Annotated in this window: 13 protein-coding genes and 1 pseudogene; 6 read left to right on the top strand and 8 right to left on the bottom strand. The window is 74.3% G+C overall.

Annotated features, from left to right (window positions below):
- Window positions 1-44: 44 nt before the first annotated feature.
- Complete coding sequence (locus ABZ714_RS10570; RefSeq protein ID WP_358824792.1) at window positions 45-1,700, bottom strand: amidohydrolase family protein; 1,656 nt, start codon at window positions 1,698-1,700, stop codon at window positions 45-47.
- Window positions 1,701-1,790: 90 nt separating this feature from the next.
- Window positions 1,791-2,231 (bottom strand): Lrp/AsnC family transcriptional regulator, encoded by a 441-nt coding sequence (locus ABZ714_RS10575; protein ID WP_358824793.1) that lies wholly within the window; start codon window positions 2,229-2,231, stop codon window positions 1,791-1,793.
- Between the two features lie 204 nt (window positions 2,232-2,435).
- On the opposite strand from ABZ714_RS10575, the gene ABZ714_RS10580 reads away from it, so the two are divergent.
- Window positions 2,436-2,873, top strand: coding sequence for a hypothetical protein (locus ABZ714_RS10580; RefSeq protein WP_358824794.1), 438 nt, complete (start codon window positions 2,436-2,438; stop codon window positions 2,871-2,873).
- A 132-nt stretch (window positions 2,874-3,005) separates the two neighbouring features.
- On the opposite strand, the gene ABZ714_RS10585 is transcribed toward ABZ714_RS10580, so the two are convergent.
- Together ABZ714_RS10585 and ABZ714_RS10590 are read right to left on the bottom strand one after the other, a co-directional pair.
- Entirely contained in the window at window positions 3,006-4,178 is a 1,173-nt protein-coding gene (locus ABZ714_RS10585; protein ID WP_358824795.1) for an acyl-CoA dehydrogenase family protein, read from the bottom strand.
- Between the two features lie 224 nt (window positions 4,179-4,402).
- Entirely contained in the window at window positions 4,403-4,564 is a 162-nt protein-coding gene (locus tag ABZ714_RS10590) for an SCO1431 family membrane protein (protein ID WP_358824796.1), read from the bottom strand.
- 344 nt (window positions 4,565-4,908) lie between these two features.
- Here ABZ714_RS10590 and ABZ714_RS10595 point away from each other — a divergent pair, with 344 nt between their 5' ends.
- Window positions 4,909-5,670 (top strand): STAS/SEC14 domain-containing protein, encoded by a 762-nt coding sequence (locus ABZ714_RS10595; RefSeq protein WP_358824797.1) that lies wholly within the window; start codon window positions 4,909-4,911, stop codon window positions 5,668-5,670.
- A gap of 236 nt (window positions 5,671-5,906) precedes the next feature.
- Here the strand turns inward: ABZ714_RS10595 and ABZ714_RS10600 are convergent, their stop codons facing one another.
- The 3 genes and pseudogenes from ABZ714_RS10600 to ABZ714_RS10610 all read right to left on the bottom strand — a co-directional run.
- Complete coding sequence (locus ABZ714_RS10600) at window positions 5,907-6,383, bottom strand: CBS domain-containing protein (protein WP_358824798.1); 477 nt, start codon at window positions 6,381-6,383, stop codon at window positions 5,907-5,909.
- A 63-nt stretch (window positions 6,384-6,446) separates the two neighbouring features.
- Complete coding sequence (locus tag ABZ714_RS10605) at window positions 6,447-7,085, bottom strand: CBS domain-containing protein (protein WP_358824799.1); 639 nt, start codon at window positions 7,083-7,085, stop codon at window positions 6,447-6,449.
- A 166-nt stretch (window positions 7,086-7,251) separates the two neighbouring features.
- A pseudogene (locus tag ABZ714_RS10610) lies at window positions 7,252-7,431 on the bottom strand (DUF1918 domain-containing protein); the annotation flags it as partial.
- 195 nt (window positions 7,432-7,626) lie between these two features.
- On the opposite strand from ABZ714_RS10610, the gene ABZ714_RS10615 reads away from it, so the two are divergent.
- Together ABZ714_RS10615 and ABZ714_RS10620 are read left to right on the top strand one after the other, a co-directional pair.
- Entirely contained in the window at window positions 7,627-8,478 is an 852-nt protein-coding gene (locus ABZ714_RS10615; protein WP_358824800.1) for a universal stress protein, read from the top strand.
- Window positions 8,475-9,020, top strand: coding sequence for a hypothetical protein (locus tag ABZ714_RS10620; protein ID WP_358824801.1), 546 nt, complete (start codon window positions 8,475-8,477; stop codon window positions 9,018-9,020). Before ABZ714_RS10615 ends, ABZ714_RS10620 begins: the two co-directional genes overlap by 4 nt.
- 3 nt (window positions 9,021-9,023) lie before the next feature.
- Here ABZ714_RS10620 and ABZ714_RS10625 read toward each other — a convergent pair whose 3' ends face one another.
- Complete coding sequence (locus ABZ714_RS10625) at window positions 9,024-9,686, bottom strand: CBS domain-containing protein (protein ID WP_358824802.1); 663 nt, start codon at window positions 9,684-9,686, stop codon at window positions 9,024-9,026.
- A 185-nt stretch (window positions 9,687-9,871) separates the two neighbouring features.
- Between ABZ714_RS10625 and ABZ714_RS10630 the strand changes: the two genes are divergently transcribed.
- Together ABZ714_RS10630 and ABZ714_RS10635 are read left to right on the top strand one after the other, a co-directional pair.
- Entirely contained in the window at window positions 9,872-10,936 is a 1,065-nt protein-coding gene (locus tag ABZ714_RS10630; RefSeq protein ID WP_358824803.1) for an alcohol dehydrogenase catalytic domain-containing protein, read from the top strand.
- A 12-nt stretch (window positions 10,937-10,948) separates the two neighbouring features.
- Window positions 10,949-11,617, top strand: a complete 669-nt coding sequence (locus ABZ714_RS10635; RefSeq protein WP_358824804.1) for a pyridoxamine 5'-phosphate oxidase family protein — start codon at window positions 10,949-10,951, stop codon at window positions 11,615-11,617.
- The last annotated feature ends 74 nt before the right edge of the window (window positions 11,618-11,691 follow it).

The following is an 11,691-nucleotide window of genomic DNA, read 5'->3' on the forward strand; positions in this document are numbered from 1 at the left end:
CGGAGAGCCCGGAAGGCCGGGCCGTTGAGCGAAATGTCCGGACGTCACCCATTCAGACGATCAAAGATGATTTGTCCCGACACTACTGTGCGCAGACAGAACGGCAGTTCGGCTCCGGGGGTCAGATCCGGCAGCCCCGGGGTGCCGGACCGGGGGTCGGTGGACCAGCGCGCCACCCGGTCGTCGGGGGCCTGGACCACCAGGTCGCCGGTCCGCCAGACGGCGTAGTCGGCGGGCGCTCCGGGGACCAGGGTTCCCGCGTCGTCCCGGCCGACGGCCCGCCAGCCGCCCCGGGTGTGGGCGGTGAAGGCGGCCCGGACCGAGATCCGGTGTTCGGGCGTGCGGTGGAAGGCGGCGGCCCGGACCGTGCCCCAGGGGTCCAGCGGGGTCACCGGACTGTCCGAGCCGAGCGCCAGCGGCACCCCGGCGCGCAGCAGGGCGGCGTACGGATTGAGGGTCCTGGCCCGTTCGACGCCGAGCCGTTCGGCGTACATGCCCTCGTCGCCGCCCCAGGCGGCGTCGAAGGCGGGCTGGACGGAGGCCGTGAGCCCGAACTCGGCGAAGGCCGCGATGTGTTCGGGGGTGAGCAGTTCGGCGTGTTCGACCCGGTGGCGGGCGGCCCTGATCCGGGCGGTGCCCAGCCGGCCGGCGGCGGCCCGTACGCCGGTCACGACGGCGGTGAGCGCGGCGTCGCCGATGGCGTGGAATCCGGCCTGGAGCCCGGCCTCGGTACAGGCGGCGACATGGGCGGCGACCGCGGCGGCGTCGAGGTGGGCCTTACCGGCGTGGCCGGCGTCGGCGTAGGGGGCGCGCAGAGCGGCCGTGTGGGAGCCGAGGGAGCCGTCGGCGAAGAGGTCGCCCGCCGCGCCCAGGGCGCCCAGGGCGCGGATCCGTTCGGCGTCCTTCGCGTCCGCGACGGGTTCGGCCCAGTAGCCGACGACCCGGGGGGCGGGGCCGTCGGCGGCGAGGGCGAGCAGTCCGGCGAGGTCGGCCTCGGAGGAGATCTCGGGCCCGGCGCACTCGTGGAGGGTGCCGATGCCGAGGGCGGCGGCCCGGTCGAGCGCGGCACGCTGGGCGGCCGTCCGCTGGGCGGGGGTGACGGCTCCGTGGGCGGCGGCGCGTACGGCGTGGTGGGCGGCGTCGGTGAGGGGTGCCCCGGGGTGGTAGCCGGTCAGCCCGGTGACGCCGGGGACCAGGTCGAGGAGGGCGGTGGTGGCGACGGCCGAGTGGACGTCGACCCGGGGCAGATAGAGCGGCCGTCCGCCGGTCGCCTCGTCCAGTTCGGCCCGGGACGGGGGCCGCCGCTCGGGCCAGCGGGCCGCGTCCCAGCCGCCGCCGAGCAGGACCGCGTCGCCGGGGTGGGCGGCGGCGTGCTTCCGTACCAGCGCCAGCGCGTCGGCGAGGGAGGCGGCGCCCGACAGGTCGAGTCCGGTGAGCGCGAGCCCGGTGGCGGTCGTGTGCACATGTGCGTCGGCGAACGCCGGGGTGACGAGCGCCCCGGCGAGGTCGACGGTCTCGTCGACGCCGTCGGCGAAGGCGTCGGCCGCCCCCTCGGATCCCACCCAGGCGATGTGTCCCCGCTCGACGACCATCGCCGTGGCGAAGGGGTCGGCGGGGCTGTGGACCTCGCCGCCGCGCAGCAGAACGGTCCGCTCGGAAACGTCGGGAGCGCCGGGAACGGGGGCGGTGCGATCACTCATGGCGCCCAGCCTAGGCCGTGTCCGGAGGGCGGCGCCGTCCGCCCGGAGGACGGTGCCCGCGGGACCCGGCCCCGGAGGCCGGACGGGGGGTCAGAGGCTCGGGGGGCGGGCTTCGTAGGGAGTGGAGAGGACGACCGTCGTCCGGGTGGAGACCCCGGCGAGGGTACGGATCCGGGTGAGGAGGTTCTCCAGACCGGCCGGGGTGGCGACCCGGACCTTGAGGATGTAGTTCTCGTCGCCCGCGACGCTGTGGCACGCCTCGATCTCCGCGACGCCCGCCAGGCGTTCGGAGATGTCGTCCGGCGCGCTCGGGTCGAACGGCTTGACCGAGATGAACGCCGTCAGGGGCAGCCCGACGGCCTCCGGGTCGACGACGGCCGCATAGCCCCGGATGACACCCCGCTGCTCCAGACGGCGGACCCGCTGATGCACCGCCGAGGTCGACAGGCCGGTGGCCTTGCCCAGGTCGGTGTAGCTCATCCGCCCGTCCTTGACGAGCAACTCGACGATCTGACGATCCAACTCCTCCATGCGCATCAACTTAATTGCCCGCGGGGGTTCCGGCACACCGCCCGGCGGCCCGACGGCCGAACCGGCCGATCGATGTGACGAACGCCACAAGATTGGAATGGTCTTGACCGTAACCGGATGGTTATCCAGCACTTCGGATGGGAAGTGCTTGGTGTGGTCGAGGCCACACGAGCCAGGTCGGCCCACCCGAGGGGGAGATTCTCCATGCAGAGTGTCAAGAGCAGTGGCCGTACCGAACCGGAGCCCGTTGATCCGGCGGAGGCGGCAGGGTCCGCGGACTCCGGGAGGGCTGTCGAGTTGGACGAGGTGAACGCGTACGAGACCTTCGAGATGTTCCGGGTCGTCTGCCCGGACTGCGCACAGCCGATCGCACTGCTCGCCGATGAGGACGTACTGCCCGAACACGCCCTCTGCCCCACCCCCTGGAACCCGTTCGGGCTGACCGTGTGCGCGGGCACCGGCCGGTCGGCCGCAGAGGCCCGCTCGGCCGACGAGAGCCCGGAGCCCCAGGAGCAGGAGATGGGCCTGCTGCTGACCCTCCCCCAGGGCCTCGACTGGCGGATGCAGCCCTTCTCGCACGTCGGCGGCCCCGAGTCGCGACCGCTGCGCAGGCTGCCCGCGATGCGCGACCGCGCGGCCTGAACCCGGCCGCCACGACGGCGCCGGGCACCCCCTCCACGGACCGGGGCGCCCCGCCACCACCGGGACCGGGCGGACCACCGCCCGGCCGTTCGGCAGGGGCAGGCCGGCCGCCCGCCCCTTCCACGCCCCGCCTCAGCCGGTCTCGGGACCGGTGAGATGACGGGCGATCACCATCCGCTGGATCTGATTGGTCCCCTCCACGATCTGCAGCGCCTTCGCCTCGCGCATGTACCGCTCGGCGGGGAAGTCCGCGGTGTAGCCGTAGCCGCCCAGTACCTGCACGGCGTCGGTGGTGACGCTCATCGCCGCGTCCGTACAGAAGAGTTTGGCCATCGCCGCCTGCCGGGAGTAGGGCCGTCCCGCGTCCCGGAGCCGGGCGGCGGTCAGATAGAGCGCACGGCCCGCCTCCACCTTGGTCGCCATGTCGGCGAGCAGGAACCGCATCCCCTGGAAGTCCGCGATCGGCCGGCCGAACTGGCGGCGTCCGGCGGCATAGCCCAGCGCCTCGTCCAGCGCGGCCTGGGCGATCCCGACGGCACAGGCGGAGATCCCCAGCCGGCCCGCGTCCAGCGCCGCCAGGGCGATCCCGAACCCCTGCCCCTCGTCTCCGATCCGGCGGCTGTCGGGGACCCGGACACCGTCGAAGCTGAGCTGGGCCGTGGGCGACCCCTTCATCCCCATCTTCCGCTCCGGGGCGGCCGGTACGAGCCCCTCGGCCCCGCCGGGCACCAGGAAGGCGGTGATCCCCCGGGCGCCGGGGCCGCCGGTCCGGGCGAAGACGGTATGGAAGTCGGCGATCCCGCCATGGGTGATCCACGCCTTGGTACCGGTGATCACCCAGTCGTCGCCGTCGCGCTCGGCCCGGGTGCGCAGGGACGCGGCGTCCGAGCCCGAGGACGGCTCGGAGAGGCAGTACGCGCCCAGCAGACCGCCGCCCAGCATCGCGGGCAGCCACTCGGCCCGCTGCTCCTTGGTGCCGTATCCGGCGAGGGCGTGGCAGGCCAGCGAATGGACGCTGACACCGAGGCCGACGGTGAGCCGGGCCGCCGCCAGCTCCTCCAGTACCTGGAGGTAGACCTCGTACGGCTGCTCCCCGCCGCCGTACTCGGAGCCGTACGGGAGGCCGAGCAGTCCGGATTCGGAGAGCAGGGCGAAGGTGTCGCGCGGGAAGTGCCCGGCGTCCTCCTCGTCGGCGGCGCGCGGGGCGATCTCCCGCCGGGCGATCTCACGGGCCAGGGCGATCAGCTCCCCGGCCTCCTCGGTCGGCAGCTGACGTTCCACCGGCTGCGGGGCACGGTCGGACATAGCGCGCTCTCCTCCCTGTCGGGCGCTGCGGTGCCACGCGTCGACGGGTGTGCGCGCGCCACCGGTTTCTGCCGTGCCGATGCTGCCTTCCCGGATCGCGGAAAGGCCCCATGTCGGCGGTCGGCGCGTTGAGTATGCCCGATCAGCGCACCGCCGTCACCGGGTGATTTCCCGGCCGGGGTACGACCGGGAAATCACCCGGTGACGGTGGCGGCCGAGTGCTGTCAGAGCAGGCCCAGCCGGGTGACCAGGACGGCGACGAGGACGACCAGCGTCCAGCCGAGGATCTGCTCCAGCAGATCGGCCCGGTCGCCGGGGCCGCCGGTCCCGGCGCGGGCGGCCGGGGCGGCGGACGGGGAGGGTACGGAGGCGGCGGCAGCGGTCATGGCGGTCCCACTCGGTCGGTCGGCTCGGTGACACGTCCCGGATCCGGTGAAGCCTCCCGGTACGTCCCGAACACAGTGCCACCCGGACCGCTCGACGGCAGTGACCTGGGTCTCGTCACCGGTGCCGGCCGGGGGCGACCGGGGCTGCGGGAGGAGTCCGAGGATCCGCCGTCGGCGGGGACCGTGCCCGGGCGGTCGCGGTGCGCCCCCGGTGTTCGGGGCGTACGGTCGGTCCCGGGTCCATCGGCTGGACCGCCCCGGACGGAACCGCCGGATCCGCCGCCCGCGGGCGTTCGACGGGCGGCGGGAGCGGGTACCGGCGCCGTCGGGGCCGACCCGGAGGGATGAGCGGAATGCTGGAGCGGATCGGCGGTGCGCCCGCCGGGGTCGACGCGCTGAAGGCGGTCGGGGTCGTGTCGAGACACGACTACGAGAGCGTGATCGAGCCTCTGATCGACTCGGCGCGGGCCGAGGGCCGTCGGATCAGGATGCTGTGCGAGTTCGGTTCCGGCTTCGAGTCCTTCACCCCGGGTGCGGCGTGGGAGGACCTGCGGGTCGGCATCGGCGCCACCCGGCTGTTCGAGGGGTGCGCGATCGTCACCGACATCGGCTGGATCCGGGAAGCGACCCGGCTGAGCGGCTTTCTGATGCCCTGTCCGGTGAAGGCCGTTCCGCTGCGCGACCGGGTCGGGGCGCTGAGCTGGCTGGCCTCGCTCCCCGAGGGGCCCGGGATCTCCCACCGGCTGCTCCCCGGCTCCCCCGTTCTGCGGATCGAGGTCGATCAGCCGCTGCGCGCCGCCGACTTCGACGCCCTCGCCCTCACCGTCGACTCCTGGCTGGAGACCCATGAGGAGTTGGCGGGCGTGGTGATCCGGGCCCGGACGTTTCCCGGCTGGGAGAACATCGGCGGTCTCCTCCGCCATCTGCGCTTCGTCCGGGACCACCACCGGAGGGTGCGGAGGATCGCCCTGGTCGCCGAAAGCGGGCTCGCCGGTCTCGTACCGCCCTTGGCCAACCATTTCGTCCGGGCCGAGGTACGTCATTTCCCTTACGACGCGCTCGACGAGGCCGCCGCTTGGGCGGCGGCTCCCGCCAGCGGCTCCTAGGCCGTGTCGTCGAAATGGCGCCGTCCGCCCGGAGGGCGGGGCTCGCGGCGTCCGGTGCGCGCGAATTCGCGACGGCGGTGGGGGTCCCCCGGCGAAGCCGGGGGGGCGGTCTCCCTCGTACGGGACGTACTGGGGAAATCCCGGCAACGCCGGGGGTACCTACCGCGCCCGAAGGACTACGGGGGAGAGCGCGCGTGCCGGGCGTCGCGGGCCAGGCGGGAACGTGACGACACGGCCTAGCCTGCCCGGTGCGGCGGTCCGGGCCCGCCGTTCCGCCGGTAGCGCTCCTCCAGCACGCTCCCGGCCACGGGGCCGCTGAGGAGATCCGACATCCTCCGGTAGACGTCGAGGAACATGTCGTCCACGCTCAGCATGCCGACGATCCCGGCGCCGTCGAGGACGGGCAGCCGGCGTACCCCGCTCCGGCGGAAGACGTCGTAGACCGCCCGGATCTCGTCATCGACGTCCACCGCGATCACCGGTGCCGACATCACCGCACGGACGGAACCCCCCGGGTCGGCGCCGCGGGCGAGGGCGCGCAGAACGAGGTCGCGATCGGTGACGATGCCCTCCGGACGGCCGTGGTCCACCAGGACGACGGCGCCGACGCCGTGGCGGGCCATCAGCCCGGCGACCTCCCGGACGGCGGCGGAGGGCGCGGCGGTCACCGCGGGTGCGCTCATCAGCGCCGACACCGGTGTCGTCGGTCCCATGTGGTCATCGCCTTCCCGGCCCCGGTGACCGGGCCGCCCCGCGCGGCCCCCGCGGGGCATCGCTCACGGGGTGCCGGTTCCGAGGTCCATCCGGGTGTCGACCGTGCCTTCCACAGCCCGTACGGCCCGCTCCAGCAGGGGGATCAGGGCCCGGTCGTCCACAGGGCCGTGCAGGGTGACCTTTCCGTCCCGTACGGATACGGTCACCCGCTCCGTACCCGGGACGGTGTCGCGAAGGGTGTGCCGGACGTCCTTCGCGATCTCCTCGTCCGGGCGCAGAAAGACCTTCAGCAGGTCCCCCCGGCTGACGACCCCCTCCAGAAGACCCAGGGAGTCGACGACGGGGAGCCGCTTGACCCGGCGGCGGGCCATGATCCGCGCTGCCTCGGCCAGTGCGGCGTCGGGATGGACCGTGACGGCGGGCGCCGACATCAGCTCCTCCGCGGTGAGCCCGGCGGCCTCGTCCGGCCGGGCCGGCGGTCGCCCGCCCGTCGCGGGACCGTCGTCCCGGTGCTCCTCCCTGGACAGCAGATCCGCCTCCGAGACGACCCCGACGACCCTGCCCTCGCCTTCCAGCACCGGCAGCGCGCTCACCTTCCACTGGTCCATCAGCTCGACGATCTCCTTGAAACCGGCGTGTCTGCCGATCGCCACGGCGGTGTGCGTCATGACGTCGCTCACCCGGTGCGGCGAAGTACTCATCGCTGCCTCCTCGGCGCGGGCCGACGGCCCCTGTCTCCACAGTGGGCCGCCCGGCGGGATCCGGGGATGGGCCGTCCGGCCCCCGGAGGGGCGTCCGGCCCCCGGGGCCGGACGAAGGCGCGGCGGATCATTCCCGGCGGCGAGCCGCGCCCTCCCCGCCCCGGTGGTGGTGCACATGGGCGTCGGGCCCCGGATAGACCAGGGTCACCCTGCCGCTGTCCGACCAGCGCACGTCGTACGGCGGCGTCCCGTCGGTGTGGTGCAGCCCGACGATCTCTCCGTCGCGTTTGGTCGCCCCGGTGGTGGCGCTCTCCACCACCAGACGGTCTCCGATACTCGCGTGCATCCTTCCTCACCTCCGGTGATCCGCCCACGGGGCATCCACCCTCGTGCTCCACCTTCCGGTTCCCGTGCCCCTTCCGCCAGCCGTGGGCTCCCTGAGCCGGACGGGCCGGCGGCCGACGCCTCGCGCCGGGCGGGCCGCCACCCCATCCTGGAGTCAGGGCCGCTCACGGTGCCCCGTTCCCGGAGGTGGTGTCCCGTGCCCCGCTCCGTCACCGTCGGTGTCGACGGGTCCCCGCAGAGCCTCGCCGCCGCCGACTGGGCGGCCCGCGAAGCTGAGCTGCGCGGTCTGCCGCTCCGCGTCGTCCATGCCTGGCGGAAGCCGTTCCCCGAGCCGGAGGCCGCCGAGGCGCGGGAGGCCCTGGAGCACTGGGCCTCCCGGGTCCCCCGGGAGGCCGAAGGCCGGATCAGGCACGCCCGTCCCGGTCTGGAACTCTCGGTGGAGCAGATCGACGGACTGCCCGGACAGACCCTGGCGCGGGCGGCGGCGGACTCCGCGCTCCTGGTCCTGGGCTCCCAGGGGCTGAGCGGCCTGTCCGGATATCTGGTCGGCTCCACCGGACATCTGCTCCTCGGCGAGGTGACCGGCACACCCCTGGTCTTCGTGCGGACCGGGTCGCCGGGCGCCCGGGACGGCCCGGTCGTGGTGGGGGTCTCGGACGGCGCCGACGCGCCGCTGGATTTCGCCTTCGACACCGCGGCCCGGCGCGGATGCCCGCTGCGGGCCGTCCACGCGTGGCGCATCCCCGGCTACTACGGTTTCGGCATGGTCGCCGGTGACGCGCTTACCACCGACCGCGCACGGAGCGAGGTCACCGCCCTCCGGGAACGGCTCCGGCCCTGGCGCGAGCGCCACCCGGCCGTCGACGTCACCACCCGGGCCGCCGCCGGGCTGCCCGTGGATCTGCTGTCGGACGCCTCGCGGGAGGCGGCCCTGCTGGTGGTGGGGCGCCGGGAGCGACGACTCCCGGTGGGCACCCGCGCGGGATCCGTGACGTACGGGGTCCTGCACCACGTCCCGGTGCCGGTCGCCGTCGTACCGCACGGGTGAGGCCGGGACGACCGCCCCCGGGCCCCCGGCCCGGCGGGCTCGCTCCGCACGGCGGGATCCGGGGGATCCGGGCGGCGGTCTTCGACACCGACGGCGTCCTCACCGACACGGCCCGGCTTCACGCCGCCGCCTGGAAGGAGGCGTTCGGCCCGTTCTCGCCGCGGAGGGGGACGGGGCCCGGCGGCCGTTCGACGCCGTCGGGGACTATCCGCGCCACGTCGACGGCAGGTCCCGGCTCGACGGAGCGCGCGACTTCCTCCGCTCGCGGAGCGCGCCCGACGGAAGAGCAGGTCCGGGCGGTCGCGTCGGCCAAGGAGCGCGCCTATCCGGCCCGGCTGGGGACGGACGGCGCCGGAGTCCGCCCGGTCGCCCTCCGGCTGCCGGGGCGGCTGCGTTCCCGGGCCCGGTTGCGGCTGGAGCGGGGGCGGCCGCTGATCACCGTGCCCCGCTCGGACCGGATGCCGGTCCGGGTCGAACTCGGGGACCGGGTCGCGACCGCAAGGCCCGGCGAGACCCGGACCCCCTGCGCGGCCGGCCTCTGAGAGTCAGAGCGGGGCCCGGGTCGGCGAGGTGCCGAGGACGCACTCCACGCCGACGACGCCCTCGACGGTGAGCGCCAGCCGCCGGGCCAGCGGGATGAGCGCCCCGTCGGCGACGATGCCGGAGAGGGTCACCACACCGTCCCGCACCGAGACCTCCACCCCCCGGTGGGAGACCGGGAAGACCCGGCGGACCACATCCGTCCGGACCTCGTCGGCGATCTCGTCGTCCGTACGCAGGAACACCTTGAGGAGATCGGACCGGCTGACGACGCCGTGCAGCACCCCGTCGGCGCCGACGACGGGCAGACGTTTGATCCCGCCCCGGGCCATCAGGCGGGCGGCCTCGGGCAGCGGCGCGTCGGCCCCCACGGTCACCGCGGGGGCGGTCATGAGGTCGGCCGCCCGGGTGCCGCCCGCCCTGACCCGGCGGTCCCCCTCGCGCAGCGGGTCGGTCATCCCGGGGTCCCTGTCGTGGAACTCCTCCTTGGCCAGCAGGTCGGCCTCGGAGACCACCCCCAGGACGCGGCGGTCGGCGTCCACCACGGGCACCGCCGTGATCCGCCACTCTTCGAGGGTGTCGGCGATCTGTTTGAATCCGGTCTCCGGCGCGACGGCCACGACCCGCGCGGTCATCACGTCCCGGACCCGGAACGGGCTTCGGTTCATGGCGGGGCCCTTCGCCTGCTGACGGACGGCGGTACGCGTGCCGTACGGGTCAGTCTCCTCCGCTCGGGCCGCACCGGGGAGGGCCGTCCGGGTCAGGGCCGACCCGGACGGCCCAAGGACGGCACCGGCGACCGGCGGCAGGCTTGGTGGCACCGGCACAGTCGGAAGGAAGCGAGGCCGCCGCCATGAAGGCCCTTGTCTTCGAAGGTCCGGGACGGACCGCCTGGCGCGATGTACCCGATCCGGCGCCGCGGGACCCGTCGGACGCCGTCGTCCGCGTCGACGCGGTGACCATCTGCGGTACCGATCTGCACATCGTCAAGGGCGACGTACCCGAAGTGGCCCCGGGCACGGTACTCGGACACGAGGCCGTGGGCGAGGTGATGGAGACCGGGGCGCAGGTCGGCACGGTCCGGCCCGGCGACCGGGTGCTGATCTCCTGCATCAGCCCCTGCGGAGGCTGTCGCTTCTGCCGTGAGCGCCGCTACGGGCTCTGCCAGGGGGGCGGCGGCTGGATCCTCGGGCACCTGATCGACGGCACGCAGGCCGAGTACGTCCGGGTCCCCTTCGCCGACCTCTCCCTGCACCAGCTGCCAGGCCCGGTGGACGACGCCGAAGCCGTACTGCTGGCGGACATCTTCCCCACCGCCTACGAGGTCGGTGTGCTGAACGGCCGGGTACGGCCCGGTGACACGGTCGCCGTGGTCGGCGCCGGGCCGATCGGGCTCGCCACGATCGCCACCGCGCGGCTCTACTCCCCGGGCCGGATCATCGCGGTGGACGTGGCGGATTCCCGGCTGGCGGCGGCGCGCGAGATCGGCGCCGATGTCACCGTCAGCGGGAACGAGCAGCCCGAACAGCTGATCACCGATCTCACCGGCGGGCTCGGAGCCGATGTGGCCGTGGAGGCGGTGGGACTGCCCGAGACCTTCGAGCTCTGCGCCCGGGTGGTGCGCCCCGGCGGCCGGGTCGCCAACGTGGGGGTCCACGGCCGGCCCGCGACCCTGCATCTGGAGGATCTGTGGATCAAGGACGTGACGATCACGACGGGCCTGGTCGACACCTTCTCCACCGATCTCCTGCTGGGGCTGCTCGGCAACGGCACGCTCTCCTCGTCGTCCCTGGTGACCCACCGCTTCGAACTGGGCCGGATGGCGGAGGCGTACGACGTCTTCGCGCGCGCCGCCGACACCGGCGCCCTCAAGGTGGTACTCGGCGGCGTCCCGCACGACACCGTCGTACCGGCCTGAGAGGGGATCGCCATGACCGCGGAGAGTCCGCGACACCGTACCGACTTCGGCCGACGGCTCGCCGCCCGGCGGCGGGAGCTGGGCCTGAGCCGGGAGGAGGTCGCCGAGCGCAGCGGCGCCGTGCCCGGATACATCCAGTACATCGAGGAGCGGGGCGGTGCCCCCGGGACCGGGGTGATGCTGCGGCTCGCCGACGCCCTCGGAGTGGGCGTCGACGAGCTGACGGGGAAGTCGGCGACCGAGCCGCCGGGCACCGGCGAGGCCGCCGCGGGGGCCTCGCTCCAGGTCCTGGACGAGACCGAGTGCCGGGAGCTGCTGGGCCGGGGCGGAGTGGGGCGGGTGGCCGTGGAGACGTCCGAGGGCCCGGTGATCGCTCCGGTCAACTACTTCTTCTCCGAGGGGGAGATCTTCTACCGCACCGCGCCGGGCTCCGCGCCCTCCGCAGCCGCGAAGCAGGAGGTCTGCTTCGAGATCGACCGCGTCGACGACGCCTTCCGCCGGGGCTGGAGCATCCTGGCGACGGGCCCGGGCCGGTTCGTCACCGACGCGGCGGAGGTACGGGAACTGGAGGCGAGGGCACCGGGGCTGGCCTGGGCCGGCGAGGACCGGGCGATCTGGCTCGCGATCACCCCCCGGCGGATCTCGGGTCGGCGGATCAGCAACGAACTGGGACCCTCCTGACCCCCTCCCGCGCCCTTCCGGCGCGACCTGGGCCCCGGTCGGCGCTACGGTGGAAGTCTCTTCGGCAGACGCTG

It is taken from the genome of Streptomyces sp. NPDC006798 (assembly GCF_040635975.1).
Taxonomy (GTDB): domain Bacteria; phylum Actinomycetota; class Actinomycetes; order Streptomycetales; family Streptomycetaceae; genus Streptomyces.

Excerpts from the sequence above, each read along its gene's own strand:
- ABZ714_RS10570 (WP_358824792.1), bottom strand. The coding sequence starts at position 1,700 with ATGAGTGATCGCACCGCCCCCGTTCCCGGCGCTCCCGACGTTTCCGAG.
- ABZ714_RS10575 (WP_358824793.1), bottom strand. The coding sequence starts at position 2,231 with ATGGAGGAGTTGGATCGTCAGATCGTCGAGTTGCTCGTCAAGGACGGG.
- ABZ714_RS10580 (WP_358824794.1), top strand. The coding sequence starts at position 2,436 with ATGCAGAGTGTCAAGAGCAGTGGCCGTACCGAACCGGAGCCCGTTGAT.
- ABZ714_RS10585 (WP_358824795.1), bottom strand. The coding sequence starts at position 4,178 with ATGTCCGACCGTGCCCCGCAGCCGGTGGAACGTCAGCTGCCGACCGAG.
- ABZ714_RS10590 (WP_358824796.1), bottom strand. The coding sequence starts at position 4,564 with ATGACCGCTGCCGCCGCCTCCGTACCCTCCCCGTCCGCCGCCCCGGCC.
- ABZ714_RS10595 (WP_358824797.1), top strand. The coding sequence starts at position 4,909 with ATGAGCGGAATGCTGGAGCGGATCGGCGGTGCGCCCGCCGGGGTCGAC.
- ABZ714_RS10600 (WP_358824798.1), bottom strand. The coding sequence starts at position 6,383 with ATGGGACCGACGACACCGGTGTCGGCGCTGATGAGCGCACCCGCGGTG.
- ABZ714_RS10605 (WP_358824799.1), bottom strand. The coding sequence starts at position 7,085 with ATGAGTACTTCGCCGCACCGGGTGAGCGACGTCATGACGCACACCGCC.
- ABZ714_RS10625 (WP_358824802.1), bottom strand. The coding sequence starts at position 9,686 with ATGAACCGAAGCCCGTTCCGGGTCCGGGACGTGATGACCGCGCGGGTC.
- ABZ714_RS10630 (WP_358824803.1), top strand. The coding sequence starts at position 9,872 with ATGAAGGCCCTTGTCTTCGAAGGTCCGGGACGGACCGCCTGGCGCGAT.
- ABZ714_RS10635 (WP_358824804.1), top strand. The coding sequence starts at position 10,949 with ATGACCGCGGAGAGTCCGCGACACCGTACCGACTTCGGCCGACGGCTC.